Here is an 18077-nt window from a genome sequence, read left to right on the forward strand (position 1 = left end):
TCCTATGCTACATTTGTTTGCCGGCCTGGATTTACATACCGGGCTTTTACTCTTGCTTGCTCTGGCCTTTGTATTGTTCTACGAAGCGATTAACGGCTTCCATGACACTGCGAACGCAGTCGCAACGGTTATCTACACTCGGGCATTACGATCGCAGGTTGCGGTAGTGATGGCTGCGGTGTTTAACTTCTTTGGCGTTCTTCTGGGGGGTCTGAGCGTAGCCTACGCGATTGTGCATATGCTGCCAACGGATCTGCTGTTGAATGTCAGCTCCGGCCATGGCCTTGCTATGGTGTTCTCTCTGCTGTTTGCTGCAATTATCTGGAACCTCGGTACCTGGTATTTCGGCCTGCCAGCATCCAGTTCTCACACGCTGATCGGCGCTATCATCGGGATTGGTTTAACCAATGCGCTGATGACCGGTACGTCTGTGGTGGACGCGCTGAACATCCCTAAAGTTCTGGGTATTTTCGGTTCACTGATTATCTCCCCGATTGTCGGTCTGGTTGTGGCGGGTGGTTTAATCTTCCTGCTGCGTCGTTACTGGAGCGGCACCAAAAAACGTGCCCGTATCCACCTGACGCCAGCCGAGCGTGAAAAGAAAGACGGTAAGAAAAAGCCGCCATTCTGGACGCGTATCGCCCTGATCATCTCTGCTATCGGCGTGGCCTTCTCTCACGGCGCTAACGACGGTCAGAAAGGCATTGGTCTGGTGATGCTGGTGCTGATTGGCGTGGCACCTGCTGGCTTCGTGGTGAATATGAATGCTACCGGTTACGAAATTACCCGTACCCGTGACGCCATTAACAACGTTGAAACCTATTTCCAGCAGCGTCCTGATCTGTTGAAAAAAGCGACCGGCGTTGATCAGCTGATCCCTTCTCCGGAAGCAGGTGCAACCACCGCCCCAGGCGAGTTCCACTGCCACCCGGCCAATGCGATCAATGCCCTGGAGCGCGCTAAAGGCATGCTGACGGACGTCGAAAGCTACGACAAGCTCACTCCAGAGCAGCGTGGCCAGATGCGTCGCATCATGCTGTGCATCTCCGACGTGACTGATAAAGTGTCTAAGCTGCCTGAAGTCTCTTCTGACGACCAACGTCTGCTGAAGAAACTGAAAGTGGACATGCTGAACACCATCGAGTACGCACCTATCTGGATCATCATGGCGGTCGCACTGGCGCTGGGTCTGGGTACGATGGTTGGCTGGCGTCGCGTGGCGACAACCATTGGCGAGAAGATCGGTAAGAAAGGCATGACCTATGCCCAGGGGATGTCCGCTCAGATGACGGCGGCAGTCTCTATCGGTCTGGCCAGCTACACCGGTATGCCGGTATCCACAACCCACGTTCTCTCTTCGTCCGTGGCGGGTACTATGCTGGTTGATGGCGGCGGTCTGCAACGCAAAACCGTGACCAGCATTCTGATGGCCTGGGTATTTACCCTGCCGGCATCGATTCTGCTGTCTGGCGGTCTGTACTGGATCTCCCTGCAATTCATCTAATCGCAGGCAGATAACGATAAGAGCGGGTCAGGTAACTGGCCCGCTTTTTTTTGCGCTCAATGCCAGATGAGGAGAGCAATCATGCTCACCACCACCAGGCCGCACAGCGCGCTGGTCAGAATGAACTGACGACGCAGGCGTTCACAGCGACGGATAAACTCATCATCATGATGATCGCGATAGCGCTGGGCGTAGATATACCACACCAGGCGCATCTGTTTGCTGGGCTGCCCGTGCGAGGTGAAGAAGCCCCCGCCGTCCACATATTGATAAAGCAACGGATCGCAGCCACGCAGTACCACTAACAGCGCGCGCAAGGATGAGAAATAACGCGCCATATTCACAATGCAAACCACACATAACGCCCAAAACAATGCGACGGTGCTAATCATACTTCCTCCCCGGCGTCCGCCCACGAAGCAACGCTTCGGGACTACCGCACCCATGCCCTGACAGACGGTTCAGTGAAAGAGAGACTCAAAAGCGGATCGGCTTCACATTTTATTATCCGAACGGCTTATTCAATAGTGTAGGAGATCCGTTAATTTTTTTGCCACAAGGTTAATCGTTATCAACACCAATGCTTGAAAATTTTGTTTAACTGGGCCGTAATGAAAGCAGGTAGACGACTGCTACACGCATTGGTCATCGATAACTTAAGGAAGGAGTAACACTATGGCTTATAAACATATTCTGATCGCTGTTGACCTCTCCCCGGAGAGCAAAGTGCTGGTTGATAAAGCGGTATCCATGGCGCGTCCGTACAATGCGAAAGTTTCCTTGATTCACGTGGACGTGAATTACTCCGATCTCTATACCGGCCTGATTGACGTGAATCTGGGGGATATGCAGAAGCGTATCTCCGAAGAGACCCACCAGGCGCTGACCGAACTCTCCACCAATGCCGGCTATCCGATCACCGAAACCCTGAGCGGCAGCGGCGATCTGGGCCAGGTGCTGGTTGATGCCATCAAGAAATACGATATGGATCTGGTGGTCTGCGGCCATCACCAGGACTTCTGGAGCAAGCTGATGTCGTCAGCCCGCCAGCTGATTAACACCGTGCACGTTGATATGTTGATTGTGCCGCTGCGCGACGAAGACGACGAGTAAGTGGGAAATACCCCTCACCCTGGCCCTCTCCCCATAGGGGAGAGGGAACGATCGAGCCCCTCGCCCCTATGGGGAGAGGGGTTGGGGTGAGGGGCATCAGGCCGCACCCTCCTCCGGCGTGCCGGAGTAAATATCAAACCGGTGGCCTTTGGTCACCACCGCATTGGTCGTCGCAACATCCGCCAGCGGCGGTGCGTAATCCGGGCGCTTCACCACCACGCGCTTCGTTGCCAGCAGACGGGCAGGCTCCAGCAAGCCGTCCGCATCCAGATCCGGCCCCACCAGCGACTGAAATACCCGCATCTCCTTTTTCACCAGCGCGCTTTTCTGCTTGTGCGGGAACATCGGGTCGAGATAGACCACCTGCGGACGCGGAGTGATGTCGGTCAGCGCCGTCAGGCTTGAGGCGTGGATCAGCTGCAGCCGCTCCTGGAGCCAGCCGCCGATTTCCGGGTCCGCATAGCCGCGCGCCAGGCCATCATCCAGTAACGCAGCCACAACCGGGTTACGCTCCAGCATCCGCACCCGACAGCCCACCGAGGCCAGCACAAAGGCATCGCGCCCGAGTCCCGCCGTGGCATCCACCACATCCGGCAGATAGCTGCCCTTAATCCCCACGGCTTTTGCCACCGCTTCACCGCGGCCGCCGCCGAACTTACGCCGGTGCGCCATCGCCCCGCCGACGAAATCGACAAAAATGCCGCCGAGTTTGGGCTCGTCGCGTTTGCGTAATTCCAGATGCGCTGTAGTCATCACCAGCGCCATCAGGTTCTCTTCATCGTGCTCCAGCCCCCAGCGGGCCGCCAGAACAGATAAGGCGCCGTCTCCGGCGCCTGTTTCATCTACTAAATGAATCTTCACGAATCAATTAACCCTTGATGCCGTAATGCTCCAGCATCGCATCCAGCTGCGGTTCGCGGCCACGGAAGCGTTTGAACAGCTCCATTGGCTCTTCGGAACCGCCGCGGGTCAGGATGTTATCCAGGAACGACTGACCGGTTTCGCGGTTGAAAATCCCCTCTTCTTCGAAGCGGGAGTAAGCGTCTGCCGCCAGCACGTCCGCCCACAGGTAGCTGTAGTACCCTGCCGCATAACCGCCAGCAAAGATGTGGCTGAACGCGTGTGGGAAGCGACCCCAGGCCGGGCCTGGAATAAGGGCAACCTGCTTTTTGATCTCCGCGAGGGTTTCGAGCACCTTCGCGCCCTGCTCCGGGCTGAACTCGGCATGCAGGCGGAAATCGAACAGGCCGAACTCCAGCTGGCGCAGGATAAACATCGCCGCCTGGTAGTTTTTCGCTTCCAGCATCTTATCCAGCAGCGCTTTTGGCAGCGGCTCGCCGGTCTCATAGTGGCCGGAGATAAACGCCAGCGCGTCCGGCTCCCAGCACCAGTTTTCCATAAACTGGCTTGGCAGTTCGACGGCATCCCACGGCACACCGCTGATACCGGCAACGCCTGCCGCTTCAATACGGGTCAGCATATGGTGCAGGCCGTGGCCGAACTCGTGGAACAGGGTGATCACTTCGTCATGGGTGAACAGCGCAGGTTTGCCGTTTACCGGACGGTTGAAGTTACAGGTCAGGTAGGCCACCGGCTTCTGCAGCGAGCCGTCGGCTTTACGCATCTGGCCCACGCAGTCGTCCATCCACGCGCCGCCGCGTTTATTTTCGCGGGCGTACAGGTCGAGATAGAAGCTGCCGCGCAGTTCGTTTTTGTCGTCATACAGCTCGAAGAAACGCACGTCGTCGTGCCATACGTCCACATCGTTACGCTCTTTCGCGGTGATGCCGTAAATGCGTTTGACCACTTCGAACAGGCCGTTAACGGCTTTGTTTTCCGGGAAGTACGGGCGCAGCTGCTCATCGCTGATGCTGTAGAGGTGCTGTTTCTGCTTCTCGCTGTAGTACGCGATATCCCACGGCTGCAGCTCATCCACGCCGAACTCCGCTTTCGCGAAGGCGCGCAGCTGGGCCAGCTCTTTCTCACCCTGTGGACGGGCGCGTTTTGCAAGATCGGTTAAGAAATCGAGCACCTGCTGTGGGTTCTCGGCCATTTTGGTGGCGAGGGATTTATCCGCGTAGCTGTCAAAGCCCAGCAGCTGCGCCAGCTCGTGACGCAGGGCGAGGATTTCGGCCATTACCGGGCTGTTGTCCCATTTACCGGCGTTCGGGCCCTGATCGGAGGCACGGGTGCTGTAGGCGCGATACATCTCTTCACGCAGAGCCTGGTTGTCGCAGTAGGTCATCACCGGCAGATAGCTCGGGATATCCAGGGTCAACAGGTAGCCTTCCTGCTCTTTTGCTTCGGCCTGGGCTTTTGCTGCCGCCAGCGCGCTCTCCGGCATGCCCGCAAGCTCGGCTTCGTCGGTAATCAGCTTCGTCCAGCCCATGGTGGCATCCAGGACATTATTGCTGTACTGGTTACCAAGCTCAGACAGGCGGGTGGCAATTTCGCCGTAGCGCTGCTGTTTCTCTTTCGCGAGGCCGATGCCCGACAGTTCAAAGTCACGCAGGGCGTTATCGACAGACTTTTTCTGGGCGATGTTCAGCGTCGCATAGTGATCGCCATCGCGCAGGTCGCGGTACGCTTTGTACAGCCCCTCGTGCTGCCCGACCCAGGTGCTGTATTCCGACAGCAGCGGCAGGGTTTGTTCGTAGGCTTCACGCAGTTCCGGGCTGTTTTTCACCGAGTTCAGGTGGCTGACCGGGGAGAAGATGCGGCCAAGCACATCATCCACTTCCGCCAGCGGCTGACACAGGTTTTCCCAGGTATAGGGCGCGCCTTGCGCAACCACGCTCTCGACTGCGGTACGGCAATCGTCCAGTGCTTTAGTGACCGCGGGGACAACATGTTCAGGCAGAATGGAGGAGAACGGTGGCAACGAAAAAGGCGTCAGTAATGGGTTGGTCATAAACACTGTCCTGTTAAATGAGTGAATGAAGCGCGCATCCTGCGCGAGCATATTGTTCCAGGATGGGGTTAAGTGTAGTGAATTTCAATGGCTGCGGTGACAGAAAAGCAGCCGCTGCGACGCCGCGTGCCGGGCCTACGGGTAATCTGTGCCGTTCTGCTGTAAACTGTGGCCAATCGACATTATCTGGAATTTATCTACCCATGTTCAGTTATCGCCACAGCTTTCACGCGGGCAACCACGCCGACGTCCTTAAACATACCGTTCAGAGCCTGATTATCGAAGCGCTGAAAGAGAAAGATAAGCCTTTTCTCTATCTGGACACCCATGCTGGCGCGGGCCGCTATCAGCTGAGCGGCGAACACGCCGAGCGCACCGGGGAGTATCTGGAAGGTATCGCCCGTATCTGGCAGCAGGACGACCTGCCGGCAGAGCTTGAGCCCTACATCAGCGTGATCAACCACTTCAACCGCAGCGGCCAGTTACGCTACTACCCGGGCTCGCCGCTGATTGCCCGCCAGCTGCTGCGCGAGCAGGACAGCATTCAGCTCACCGAACTGCACCCGAGCGATTATCCGCTGCTGCGATCCGAATTCCAGAAAGACAGCCGCGCGCGCGTGGAGAAATCGGACGGCTACCAGCAGCTGAAAGCGAAGCTGCCGCCGGTTTCCCGTCGCGGCCTGGTGCTGATCGACCCGCCTTACGAAATCAAAAGCGACTATCAGGCGGTGGTTGCGGGCATCAACGAGGGTTATAAACGCTTTGCCACCGGCACCTATGCCCTGTGGTATCCGGTGGTGCTGCGTTCGCAGATCAAGCGCATGATAAAAGACCTGGAAGCCACCGGCATCCGTAAGATCCTGCAAATTGAACTGGCGGTTCTTCCGGATAGCGATCGACGCGGCATGACTGCCTCCGGCATGATCGTGGTTAACCCGCCGTGGAAGCTCGAAGCGCAGATGAATAACGTTCTGCCGTGGCTGCACAAAAAGCTGGTTCCGGCCGGAACGGGCCACATGACCGTCAGCTGGATCGTGCCAGAGTAATCGCAGCCATCGATGGAAACTATTGATTTCAAGTATACAATCGCGGCAATTAACGATTAAGGATAAGACCATGACTAAGCATTATGACTACATCGCTATCGGTGGCGGCAGCGGCGGCATCGCCTCGATTAACCGTGCGGCCATGTATGGCCAGAAGTGCGCGCTGATTGAAGCGAAAGACCTCGGCGGCACCTGCGTCAACGTCGGTTGTGTACCGAAAAAGGTGATGTGGCATGCGGCGCAGATCCGCGAGGCTATCCATCTTTATGGCCCGGATTACGGTTTTGACACCACCATCAACAACTTCGACTGGGATCGCCTGATCGCCAGCCGTACCGCCTACATCGATCGTATTCACACCTCCTACGATAACGTGCTGGGCAAGAACAACGTCGACGTGATCCGTGGTTTTGCCCGCTTTGTGGATGCGAAGACGATCGAAGTCAACGGCGAGACGATCACCGCCGATCATATCCTGATCGCTACCGGTGGCCGTCCGAGCCACCCGGCTATTCCGGGTGCGGAATACGGCATCGACTCTGACGGTTTCTTCGAACTGCCTGCCCTGCCGAAACGCGTCGCTATCGTGGGCGCAGGTTATATCGCCGTGGAGCTGGCGGGTGTGATTAACGGTCTGGGCGCTGAAGCGCACCTGTTTGTGCGTAAACACGCCCCGCTGCGCAACTTCGACCCGCTGATTGTGGATACGCTGGTAGAAGTGATGAACGCCGAAGGCCCGCATCTGCACACTGAAGCGATTCCGAAGGCAGTAGTGAAAAACGCCGACGGCAGCCTGACCCTGGAGCTGGAAGATGGCCGCAGCCAGACCGTGGATTGCCTGATCTGGGCCATTGGTCGTGAACCGGCAAACGACAACTTCAACCTGGCCGTCACGGGCGTTGAAACCAACGAGAAAGGCTATATCGTTGTCGATAAGTTCCAGAACACCAGCGTATCAGGCATCTACGCCGTGGGCGATAACACCGGCGCAGTCGAACTGACCCCGGTGGCCGTGGCCGCGGGTCGTCGTCTTTCCGAGCGTCTGTTTAACAACAAACCGGAAGAGCACCTGGATTACAGCAACATCCCGACCGTGGTCTTCAGCCACCCGCCAATCGGCACCGTCGGTTTAACCGAACCGCAGGCGCGCGCGCACTATGGCGACGACCAGGTGAAAGTGTATAAATCCGCCTTCACCGCCATGTATACCGCAGTGACCTCTCACCGCCAGCCGTGCCGCATGAAATTAGTCTGCGTCGGCCCGGACGAGAAGATCGTCGGCATTCATGGTATCGGCTTTGGTATGGATGAGATCCTGCAGGGCTTTGCGGTGGCGCTGAAAATGGGTGCGACTAAGAAAGACTTTGATAATACCGTGGCTATTCACCCGACGGCGGCAGAAGAGTTTGTGACCATGCGTTAATCACGCATAGCGACCGGTGTCAGGCAATCACAATCTGCCCGACGCCGGTACACTCCTCAAAAATAAACATCCTTAACGACATATTTAACAGACGCATCCCCGCAACATCACAGTGACGTAAATGAATGGGCTGCGTCACGGTACTATTTGAGAAAAAGACATTGCGCAAATCACAACTCTCAAAACAGAGCCCGTCGATATAACAACGGTTAATTAATAAACTGCCAAACTGAATATTGCGGAATACACTTTTCTTCAGATTGCTGCGAAAAATAATCGCTTTGTTCTCTCCTTCACAAATATCCAGCCACGCAAAATGGCGGCTTTCCAGCAACCCCTCCAGTTCTGTTATAGTGGATTTATATTCTTCAGGTTTTTCAAAAGAAAAAGGCGTAACGCCCTGACGCTTCGCGTTAAGGTTCATAAGGATCCCTGGTTTGAAGTTGTCATCTGAAACGATGACGACGGAGTGGAATCTCTTAATTACTTATTTCAGCGTGGCGAAACAATATCGATTTTGGACAATTATTTGCAGAGTTGGCCGATGAGATAAAAGTTCAAATACATAGCGTTATTAATCCAATAAATAATTAATTTCACTTAGGTGTCTATTTTATGCCAATTAACAGCAATAAGAATGCCATTCTGGTTCTGGAATCTCCGTGGAAGCTCGACGATCACGATGCCCATCGCTCGTCGGTATTGCCGTTTGTGCAAGGGATCGCGAAGATGCATGGCAATACCGAGGTCTATTGCCTGAACTTCTACAACAAAAGCAGCTTTGATGTTGCGCTGGAATGCCTGTGTCGTCAGAAGTTCGACAACACCATCGTTTATGTGGCGGCGCATGGCAGTAGAACTCATATTGGAGATGTTTCCCTGGACCATCTCCTCTATGCCATTAATGAAAAATCGAAGAAATTTAATATCAAAGGCCTGATGCTTGGCTCATGCTTTGCGGGCAGTAAAATCGAACACCTGGAAGCTTTTATCGAAGGCAGTAAACTGACCTGGTGCGCAGGCTATTCATCTTCATGTTACTGGCTTCAGGGAACGATGCTTGACTGCGCCATCATTCATAGCGCGCTCAATATTGAAGACGAACAATATAAAACGCGTGAAGAGATGGAAGAGACTTTTGCCGCTGCGGTCGCGCCATTCGCCCCAAATGCGGTCATCGGCTCAAACGCGAAAGATGAAGATGTGGCGCTGTCTGACTCCCTACAGTTTGTTATACAGCCGGAAGGCAGAGGCTTTCGCGCGCAGTGCTCATCAAACAACGTGTTTGAACGGGCGCTAGGGTATCGCTTGAATGAAGAGACGGAAACGGCCTCCTCATAAGCGCGCTAATGCATAGCGAAAGATCCGAATTTTATCTGCCCTTTTTACTGCTGGATGCCCTGTTTACTGCCCTAAAAACATCAACATGGCTCCAGCAACCTCTTATTTCCCTCAATCACAAAACGTGATCTACCGCACATTTCCCTCACCACAGACCGAAGCGAATGTCTAAGATTAGTAGGCAACCGGATAAAACCAGACCTGAGACAACGTAAACCGGAGGTCCTGACCACCATGTTCAACCAGAATATACGCACTGTAGAGACCGTAGAGTTCGACATAGAACAAGAACTTCTCTACGAAATCGATCCCTGCGAGTTAAAACTGGATGAAATGCTCGAGGCGGAACCGGAACCCGAAATGATTGAAGGGCTGCCCGCATCCGATGCGCTCACCCCTGCCGATCGCTACCTTGAGCTCTTCGAGCATGTGCAGTCGTCGCGACTCTTTGCCGACAGCAAAACTTTCCCCGACTGCGCGCCCAAGATGGATCCGCTGGATATTCTCATCCGTTACCGGAAGGTGAGACGCCACCGGGACTTTGACCTGCGCCAGTTCGTGGAAAACCACTTCTGGCTGCCGGAAGTCATGTCGAGCGAATATGTTTCGGATCCTTCGTTCTCGCTCAAAGACCATATCGACACCCTGTGGCCGGTGCTGACCCGCGAGCCGCAGGATCACATCCCCTGGTCATCGCTGCTGGCGCTGCCGCAGGCCTACATTGTGCCCGGCGGGCGGTTCAGCGAAACCTACTACTGGGACTCCTACTTCACCATGCTGGGGCTGGCCGAGAGCGGCCGCCACGACATGCTTAAGTGCATGGCGGATAACTTTGCGTGGATGATCGAAAGGTACGGCCATATTCCTAACGGGAACCGCACCTACTACCTGAGCCGCTCCCAGCCGCCGGTGTTTGCCCTGATGGTGGAGCTGTTTGAAGAGGATGGCGTGCGCGGCGCCAAGCGCTATCTGGATCACCTGAAAATGGAGTACGCCTTCTGGATGGACGGCGCGGAGTCGCTGCTGCTCAACCAGGCCTACCGTAGCGCGGTACGTATGCCGGACGGCTCTCTGCTCAACCGCTACTGGGATGACCGTGACACGCCGCGTGACGAATCCTGGATAGAGGACGTCGAAACCGCCCGCCACTCCGGACGTCCGCCTAACGAGGTCTACCGCGACCTGCGCGCCGGGGCCGCTTCCGGCTGGGACTACTCCTCCCGCTGGCTGCGGGATCCGAGCCGGCTGGCAAGTATTCGCACCACCCAGTTTATCCCTATCGATCTCAACGCCTTCCTGTTCAAGCTGGAGAGCGCCATCGCCAATATTTCGGCATCGAAAGGGGATAAAGAGACCGCAGAACTCTTCCGCCAGAAGGCGAGCGATCGCCGCGCGGCGGTTAACCGCTATCTGTGGGATGACGAGAACGGCTGCTATCGCGATTACGACTGGCGTCGGGAGCAGCTGGCGCTGTTCTCCGCGGCCAGCATCGTGCCGCTGTACGTCGGCATGTGCACCCATGAACAGGCTGAACGCCTGTCCGATGCGGTAAAAGCGCGGCTCCTGACGCCGGGCGGTATTCTTGCCACCGAGTACGAAACCGGCGAACAGTGGGATAAACCCAACGGCTGGGCACCGCTGCAGTGGATGGCGATCCAGGGGTTCAAGCAATACGGTAACGACTCCCTGGGGGATGAAATTGCCTGGAGCTGGCTGCACACGGTAAACCACTTCTACAAAACGCATCACAAGCTGATTGAGAAGTATCACATCGCCAGCAGCCAGCCCCGGGAAGGTGGCGGGGGTGAGTATCCCCTGCAGGATGGGTTTGGCTGGACCAACGGCGTGGTGCGCAGACTGATTGGCCTGTACGGGGAGCCGTAACTCCCCTCCTGGTCAGCGGATGACCTCATAAATGGCCGTCTGAATGGTCTGCCATTTTTTGGTGCTGGCGTCCGGCTGGGCCTGCGCCCGCCGCTTCGCCTGGTCCATATCATGCCGCTGGCGCTCAACCACCGCCGGAACGGTACAGAAGGCCTGGAGATACTCTTTACGCAGATCCGTCAGCGGCTCTCCGCCTGCCATCGCGTGCCCGAGGGTATTGATAAATTGCCGGCAGGGCTTCTCCTGCCCCATTTGCAGACGGTAGCGCATCAGCAGGTCCAGCACCTCGCGATGGTTCATGGAGAGCGCATGCTCGGTCCAGGAGAGTTTCCACTCCATTCCCGCCTTCAGGAACAGCTTCGCCACGCGGGTGTCGTTTCTGTCGATTGCCGCGCGGAAGTTATTTTCATCCCAGGTGACGCCCATACGCGTCAGCGTTTCGCGGGAGGAAGGCGTCTCGCGCATCTCTTCCGTTGCCACCGTCTTCACAGGGGGTGCCACGGTGCTGGCCGCCTGGGTCGGGCCGCTGCTCTCAATTAACAGCCAGGTGCCCATCATCAGCATGCCCATCACCATCACCCCGACCGCGCCCCACAGCACAACCGAGATCAGGTAATCGCGCTGCTCCGGGGTACGCGCAGGCCGACGGTTCGGTTTATCGATGGTGTCGCGCACCTCAAAGATGTCGTCGCCTGTGAGCTGATTTTTTTTCCTCGCGTTCTCCCAAAAGAGATCCAGCTCGTGGGTGCCCTCTGCCATCAGCCCCGTCGGGTTCACGGTGGTGCGGCCCTCGTTAAAGGCGCGCTGAACAGGGCTGGCGATCTGGGCGTAATAGTTATCCAGCAGAAGGAGTTGCGCGGAGGTCAGCGGCTGCCGGGCAATAATGTTATTGCGGATCAGGCGGATATCATCAAGAAAGGACTGGAGCGTTTTACGCGGCTCCACCATTAACGTCAGCAGGGCCGGATCGCTGAACAGCGCCGAATAAGAGCGGGAATACTCTTTTTTATCCACCAGCATCAGCGCCAGCTCGCTAAACATCATGCCGCCGAGGGCGTCGTTGCGTTCGCCCTGCTGCAGCCAGCGACGAACCCGATCGGCACCAAACAAGGTTTTCAGATGATTGTTCAGGCGCGTCGGGTCTGGCCAGGCCTGCACGATCAGCCCTTTCATCATCAGCTCCAGCGCCCGCACCTGTTTCTGGGCGTGCTGCTGGCGAAGCTCATCGCCGGGGCTCAATTCCGTACTGTAGGTCAGCAGCGGCTGCTGCAAACGCAGGTGTTCCAGCGCCGTGACGAAGCGCATCGCGGCAATCAGCTGGTTATCGCTCACCTCCTGCCCGCTCTCATACTGCGGCACCCGCTGCTGTAAAAGCCGCAGCTGCAGGGTGAACTGCGACAGCTCGGCATCGTTGAGGTTCAGCCGTTTCGCCACGCTCGCCCAGCCGCCCAACGCCAGCCTGGCGGAATCCAGCTGCTCAAGGAACCAACGGGGATCTTTGCCTTCGGCAACATGCACCTTTAACAGGAGCAGGATCTCCACGGAGGCCTGACGAATAATTCCCAGACAGCGTTCAAACTGCTCGCGGATCACGTGCGAATTACTGAGGGTCATCATTTTCCTTTAAATGCCGCGCAAAGATTCAGGCGCAGCTAACGGAGAGCGTTTATTTTTTAAGTGGTTATACCAGATTAAACATAACCGATAACCGCTACTATTTCAGTGATAATGTTAAAATCATTTACAAAAGCTCCCGGAGATCTGGCATGCCTGTGTTGCACACCCCGCGTTTAACCTGCTCCCCGTTACAGGAAGAAGACTGGCCCTTTTTTCTCTCGCTGCAGCAACACCCCGATGTGATGCGCTACGTCGCCGAAGCCCGCCCGGAAGAGGCCATCCGCCAAGCCTTTACGGCGCGTCTGCCCGCGTGGACGCCGGGCAGCGCCCACTGGTTGTGCCTGGTAGTGCGCGATAACGCCAGCCAGACGCCGCTCGGGGTCACGGGCTATATCCATCATGATGATGACTGCGCCGAAGTGGGCTTTCTGTTTGCTCCGCAGGCGCAGGGAAAAGGCTACGGCTTTGAGTCTTTACAGGGAGTGTGCGATTACGCCTTTACTCAGGGGGGCATCCGCCGCTTAACCGCCACGGTGACGGCGGGCAATGTGGCGTCGAAACGCCTGCTGGAAAAAGTGGGGTTTGTGCTGGAAGGTGAACTGCGCGAAAGCTACTGGCTGGCAGGCGAGTGGCATAACGACTGGCTGTTTGGGCTGTTAAGAAAAGAGTACGACTAAACGTGCCGCGGGGATCCCTCCCCGGCACCTTCTTACAGGAACATCCCTCCGGAAACTTCAATGCGCTGGGCATTCATCCAGCCGAGTTCGTCACTGAGCAGCGCGGCAATCGCATCGCCGATATCGTCCGGCAGCCCGACGCGTCCCAGCGCCGTCTGGGAGGCAATCTGCTGATTGATCTCTTTATTATCACGCACGCGACCGCCACCAAAATCGGTTTCGATGGCCCCGGGGGCGATAATATTGGCGGTGATGCCACGCGCGCCCAGCTCTTTGGCCTGATAGCGGGTGAGCACTTCCATCGCCCCTTTCATCGCCGCATAGGTGCTGGAGCCCGGCAGGGCAAAACGGGCCAGACCGGATGAGACGTTGAAGATCCGCCCGCCGTTTTTCATCAGCGGTAACAGGCCCTGGGTCAGAAAGAAGGGTCCTTTGAAATGGATGTTCATCACTTCATCAAACTGGGCTTCCGTGGTCTCCACATAAGGGGCGTATAAACCCACGCCGGCGTTGTTCAACAAATAATCGAAGGTGTTACGCTGCCATACCGAATGCAGTTTTTCGGTCACCTGAGTAACGAAACGCTCAAAGCTGGCGACATCGCCGACGTTCAGCTGCAATGCTGCCGCTTTCACCCCTTTTTGCTCAATTTCGCGTACAACATCAAGCGCTTCCTGCTCGCTGCGGTTGAAGGTGAGCAGGATCCCGACACCTTTCGCTGCCAGCTTCAATGCCGCGTTTTTACCGAGCCCGCGGCTGCCGCCAGTCACTATTGCAATACGTTCAGTCATAAGAAACCTCGTTTCGGCTGTTGTGGTGATTGAGAAAGAGCTTATTAGGTGATAGAAAATCAATAAATACGCTCTGCAACGCTTCACTGTTTCAAACTTAACAACAATGAGCGCTCCCTATGGATAAAATTCACGCAATGCAGCTGTTCATTCGCGTCGCTGAACTGGAGAGTTTTTCCCGCGCCGCGGACTCAATGGGCCTTCCTAAAGGTAGCGTATCGCGCCAGATTCAGGCGCTGGAGAACGGGCTTGGCACGCAGTTGCTGCACCGCACCACGCGGCGCGTCAGCCTGACGCAGGACGGCATGGTCTATTACGAGCGGGCCAAAGATCTGCTGGCAAACATGGATGAACTGGATGGTCTTTTTTTGCACGACCCTGCCAGCGTCAGCGGAAGGATCCGAGTGGATATGCCGGCAGGCGTTGCGCGAAATTTAGTCATCCCCAAACTGCCGCTTTTTTTACAGCAGTATCCCGGCATTGAACTGGAGCTGAGCAGCAGCGACCGGCTGGTGGATGTGATCCGCGAAGGATTTGACTGCGTGGTGCGCGTCGGCACCCTGAAGGACTCCGGCTTAATCGCCCGCCCGCTCGGCAGGCTGTCGGTGATTAACTGCGCCAGCCCCGATTATCTGTCGCGTTTTGGCTATCCGGACGGGCTGGATGATTTAGCCTCCCATGCAGTGGTGCACTACGCGACGCATCTCGGCACCCGGCCTCAGGGGTTCGAATATTTTGATGGCGACATTAGCCACTGGATCAAGACCGGCGGCGTCCTGACGGTCAACAGCACCGAAACCTACCACGCCTCGGCCCTCGCTGGACTCGGGATTATTCAGGTTCCAAGGGTCGGCGTGCGTGACGCGCTGCGCGCCAAAAAGCTGCTGGAGATCCTGCCGCAGTACCGCGCCAGACCGATGCCGGTGTCGCTCATTTATCCCCATCGCCGCAATCTTTCCCGCCGGGTGCATCTGTTTATGGCCTGGCTCACGGAAATCATGAAAACCTACGTTGACTGAGCGCAGGCTATAATTGCAGGGACTACTCGCTAAACGATAAGGAAAACGTGACTGATGCCGGATAGCAACCCGCAACGTCCCACCCAGGATCTGGATTACGAGCCGATTAAGAAACTGGAAAACAGCCCGCCCCCGAAGCCAGCTGAAGCCAAAATTACCGCCGTGCGTAAAACGGGCAGTCTGCTCGACAAGGCGAAAGACGTCATTCAGCTGATTCAGCAAAGGCCGATGATTGCCCACCTGCTGCGCGCGACCGAGCGGTTTAACGATCGGCTGGGCAATCAGTTTGGCGCGGCGATCACCTACTTCTCATTTCTGTCGATGATCCCCATCCTGATGCTCTCCTTTGCCGCAGCAGGGTTTGTGCTGGTGTCGCATCCGACGCTGCTGCAGGACATCTTCACTAAAATCCTGCAGAACGTCAGCGATCCGACGCTGGCCACCACCCTGAAAAGCACCATCAGTACCGCCGTCCAGCAGCGTACTACCGTGGGGATTGTCGGGCTGTTTGTGGCGCTCTACTCCGGCGTTAACTGGATGGGTAACCTGCGGGAGGCGATCCGCGCCCAGTCGCGCGACGTCTGGGAACGTAAGCCGCAGGATGAGGAGAAGATCTGGACCAAATATTTCCGCGACTTCGTCTCGCTGATTGGGCTGCTGGTGGCGCTGGTTATCACCCTCACCATCACCTCCGTGGCGGGCTCGGCGCAGCAGATGATCATCTCCGCGCTCTATCTCGACACTATTGAGTGGCTGAAACCCGTCTGGCATCTGGTGGGGTTAGGTATCTCGATGCTGGCGAACTATCTGTTGTTCTTCTGGATCTTCTGGCGTCTGCCGCGTCACCGGCCTCGCCGCAAGGCGCTGATCCGCGGCACGTTCATTGCCGCTATCGGCTTTGAGGTGATCAAAATCGTGATGACGTACACCCTGCCATCGCTGATGACCTCCCCGTCCGGGGCGGCGTTTGGCTCCGTGCTGGGGCTGATGGCCTTCTTCTACTTCTTCGCCAGACTGACCCTGTTCTGCGCGGCCTGGATCGCCACCGCCGAGTACCCGGATGACCGGCGAATGCCCGGCAAAACGCACCGTTAAATACCCCATCGGGCTGAATAAGAATGAAATATATCAGCCCGATTCATCATTTCAGCATATAAATCCAGCCTGTAACTTTTATTTAACCGAAAACCAGTTTTATCCTCTAACTTTTAATTTCTGTGAAGCATTTCATAGATGTGATTTTCCTGGTCTGAAAATTATCCGCTTTTTGCTGCCTTTTTCACCGCCCGCTGCGTTTGTTACAGATTGAAATGTCGCTTTTGCTGTGCGTAATATGGCCTTTCGTTCGCCAAAAATAAGAAAAGTTTATGCAAGCCACAGCCACAACACTCAATTCAGAGCAGGAAAACGTCCCGGTTAACTCGCGCAATAAAGTCGTCGTCGCGTCACTGATTGGCACCGCCATCGAATTCTTCGACTTCTATATTTACGCTACCGCTGCGGTTATCGTTTTCCCGCATATCTTCTTCCCGCAGGGCGACCCGACGGCGGCAACGCTGCAGTCGCTGGCAACCTTCGCCATCGCCTTCGTCGCGCGTCCTATCGGCTCTGCGCTGTTCGGTCACTTCGGCGATCGCGTCGGACGTAAGGTGACCCTGGTCGCCTCGCTGCTGACCATGGGGATCTCTACCGTTGCCATCGGCCTGCTGCCGACCTATGAAACCATCGGTATTCTGGCTCCGCTGCTGCTGGCGCTGGCCCGTTTTGGTCAGGGTCTGGGGCTGGGTGGTGAATGGGGTGGTGCGGCGCTGCTGGCCACCGAAAACGCGCCGCCGCGCAAGCGTGCGCTGTATGGCTCCTTCCCGCAGCTGGGCGCGCCGATTGGCTTCTTCTTTGCCAACGGCACCTTCCTGCTGCTCTCCTGGCTGCTGACCGACGAGCAGTTCATGACCTGGGGCTGGCGTATTCCGTTTATCTTCTCGGCGGTGCTGGTGCTGATCGGCCTGTATGTGCGCGTCTCCCTGCACGAAACGCCGGTGTTTGCCAAAGTGGCCGCTGCGAAGAAACAGGTAAAAGTTCCGCTGGGCACGCTGCTGACCAAACACGTTCGCGTGACCGTGCTGGGCACCTTCATCATGCTGGCGACCTATACGCTGTTCTACATCATGACCGTCTACTCCATGACCTTCAGCACCACGGCTGCGCCGGTGGGTCTGGGTCTGCCGCGTAACGAAGTGCTGTGGATGCTGATGATGGCGGTAATCGGTTTTGGTGTGATGGTGCCGATCGCGGGCCTGCTGGCCGACCGCTTTGGTCGTCGCCCGAGCATGATCGTCATCACCTCGCTGATTATCGTGTTTGCGCTGTTCGTTTTCCCGCCGCTGCTCGGTTCCGGTAACCCGGCCCTGGTGATGGCGTATCTGCTGATTGGTCTGAGCCTGATGGGGCTGACTTTCGGCCCGATGGGCGCGCTGCTGCCAGAGCTGTTCCCGACCGAAGTGCGTTATACCGGAGCATCCTTCTCCTATAACGTCTCCTCGATTCTGGGCGCGTCCGTGGCGCCGTATATCGCCACCTGGTTACAGGCGAATTATGGTCTGCAGTATGTGGGGTTCTACCTGGCAGCGATGGCGGCACTGACGCTGATTGCGCTGCTGCTGACCCACGAAACCCGTCACCAGTCGCTGTAATATGACAAGGCCGGGTGGCAGCTACGCCTTACCCGGCCTGTAAAACTCAAGGCCCGGCAAG

Annotated in this window: 16 protein-coding genes; 10 read left to right on the forward strand and 6 right to left on the reverse strand. The window is 56.5% G+C overall.

What is annotated here, in order from left to right; all coding sequences use genetic code 11:
• The first annotated feature begins 4 nt into the window (after positions 1-4).
• Positions 5-1504 carry an inorganic phosphate transporter PitA gene (pitA, locus tag FHN83_RS10355; RefSeq protein ID WP_039032469.1) on the forward strand — a complete coding sequence of 500 codons (1500 nt, stop codon included), beginning with the start codon at positions 5-7 and terminating at the stop codon, positions 1502-1504.
• Positions 1505-1560: 56 nt separating this feature from the next.
• Here the strand turns inward: pitA and uspB are convergent, their stop codons facing one another.
• Entirely contained in the window at positions 1561-1896 is a 336-nt protein-coding gene (gene uspB / locus FHN83_RS10360; RefSeq protein WP_032615027.1) for a universal stress protein UspB, read from the reverse strand.
• Positions 1897-2179: 283 nt separating this feature from the next.
• Here uspB and uspA point away from each other — a divergent pair, with 283 nt between their 5' ends.
• Positions 2180-2617, forward strand: coding sequence for a universal stress protein UspA (gene uspA / locus FHN83_RS10365; RefSeq protein ID WP_032615029.1), 438 nt, complete (start codon positions 2180-2182; stop codon positions 2615-2617).
• Between the two features lie 96 nt (positions 2618-2713).
• Here uspA and rsmJ read toward each other — a convergent pair whose 3' ends face one another.
• On the reverse strand, positions 2714-3478 hold the full coding sequence (gene rsmJ / locus FHN83_RS10370) for a 16S rRNA (guanine(1516)-N(2))-methyltransferase RsmJ (RefSeq protein ID WP_039032468.1): 765 nt from the start codon (positions 3476-3478) through the stop codon (positions 2714-2716).
• Positions 3479-3485: 7 nt separating this feature from the next.
• Entirely contained in the window at positions 3486-5528 is a 2043-nt protein-coding gene (gene prlC, locus FHN83_RS10375; RefSeq protein ID WP_138370710.1) for an oligopeptidase A, read from the reverse strand.
• Between the two features lie 203 nt (positions 5529-5731).
• Here prlC and FHN83_RS10380 point away from each other — a divergent pair, with 203 nt between their 5' ends.
• Positions 5732-6574: a 23S rRNA (adenine(2030)-N(6))-methyltransferase RlmJ gene (locus tag FHN83_RS10380; protein ID WP_139563792.1), complete on the forward strand. Its 843-nt coding sequence runs from the start codon at positions 5732-5734 to the stop codon at positions 6572-6574.
• 70 nt (positions 6575-6644) lie between these two features.
• On the forward strand, positions 6645-7997 hold the full coding sequence (gene gorA, locus FHN83_RS10385; RefSeq protein ID WP_139563793.1) for a glutathione-disulfide reductase: 1353 nt from the start codon (positions 6645-6647) through the stop codon (positions 7995-7997).
• A gap of 19 nt (positions 7998-8016) precedes the next feature.
• Here the strand turns inward: gorA and FHN83_RS10390 are convergent, their stop codons facing one another.
• On the reverse strand, positions 8017-8421 hold the full coding sequence (locus FHN83_RS10390) for a hypothetical protein (RefSeq protein WP_139563794.1): 405 nt from the start codon (positions 8419-8421) through the stop codon (positions 8017-8019).
• A gap of 191 nt (positions 8422-8612) precedes the next feature.
• Here FHN83_RS10390 and FHN83_RS10395 point away from each other — a divergent pair, with 191 nt between their 5' ends.
• Both FHN83_RS10395 and FHN83_RS10400 read left to right on the forward strand, forming a co-directional pair.
• Positions 8613-9338: a hypothetical protein gene (locus FHN83_RS10395; RefSeq protein ID WP_039032464.1), complete on the forward strand. Its 726-nt coding sequence runs from the start codon at positions 8613-8615 to the stop codon at positions 9336-9338.
• A 234-nt stretch (positions 9339-9572) separates the two neighbouring features.
• Complete coding sequence (locus tag FHN83_RS10400) at positions 9573-11222, forward strand: alpha,alpha-trehalase (protein WP_039032463.1); 1650 nt, start codon at positions 9573-9575, stop codon at positions 11220-11222.
• A gap of 12 nt (positions 11223-11234) precedes the next feature.
• On the opposite strand, the gene FHN83_RS10405 is transcribed toward FHN83_RS10400, so the two are convergent.
• Positions 11235-12836 (reverse strand): STY4199 family HEPN domain-containing protein, encoded by a 1602-nt coding sequence (locus tag FHN83_RS10405; protein WP_039032462.1) that lies wholly within the window; start codon positions 12834-12836, stop codon positions 11235-11237.
• 152 nt (positions 12837-12988) lie between these two features.
• Between FHN83_RS10405 and FHN83_RS10410 the strand changes: the two genes are divergently transcribed.
• A complete protein-coding gene (locus tag FHN83_RS10410) occupies positions 12989-13516 on the forward strand; it encodes a GNAT family N-acetyltransferase (RefSeq protein ID WP_039032461.1) in 528 nt (175 codons plus the stop codon).
• 32 nt (positions 13517-13548) lie between these two features.
• Here FHN83_RS10410 and FHN83_RS10415 read toward each other — a convergent pair whose 3' ends face one another.
• Complete coding sequence (locus tag FHN83_RS10415) at positions 13549-14307, reverse strand: SDR family NAD(P)-dependent oxidoreductase (protein ID WP_139563795.1); 759 nt, start codon at positions 14305-14307, stop codon at positions 13549-13551.
• A gap of 119 nt (positions 14308-14426) precedes the next feature.
• On the opposite strand from FHN83_RS10415, the gene FHN83_RS10420 reads away from it, so the two are divergent.
• From FHN83_RS10420 to FHN83_RS10430, 3 genes are all read left to right on the forward strand, one after another.
• On the forward strand, positions 14427-15326 hold the full coding sequence (locus tag FHN83_RS10420) for a LysR family transcriptional regulator (protein ID WP_039032459.1): 900 nt from the start codon (positions 14427-14429) through the stop codon (positions 15324-15326).
• A gap of 54 nt (positions 15327-15380) precedes the next feature.
• Positions 15381-16421, forward strand: a complete 1041-nt coding sequence (gene yhjD, locus FHN83_RS10425) for an inner membrane protein YhjD (RefSeq protein ID WP_375540656.1) — start codon at positions 15381-15383, stop codon at positions 16419-16421.
• Between the two features lie 272 nt (positions 16422-16693).
• Positions 16694-18016, forward strand: coding sequence for an MFS transporter (locus FHN83_RS10430; protein ID WP_039032457.1), 1323 nt, complete (start codon positions 16694-16696; stop codon positions 18014-18016).
• Positions 18017-18077 lie beyond the last annotated feature (61 nt).

This window comes from Leclercia adecarboxylata (genome assembly GCF_006171285.1).
GTDB lineage: Bacteria > Pseudomonadota > Gammaproteobacteria > Enterobacterales > Enterobacteriaceae > Enterobacter > Enterobacter barmai.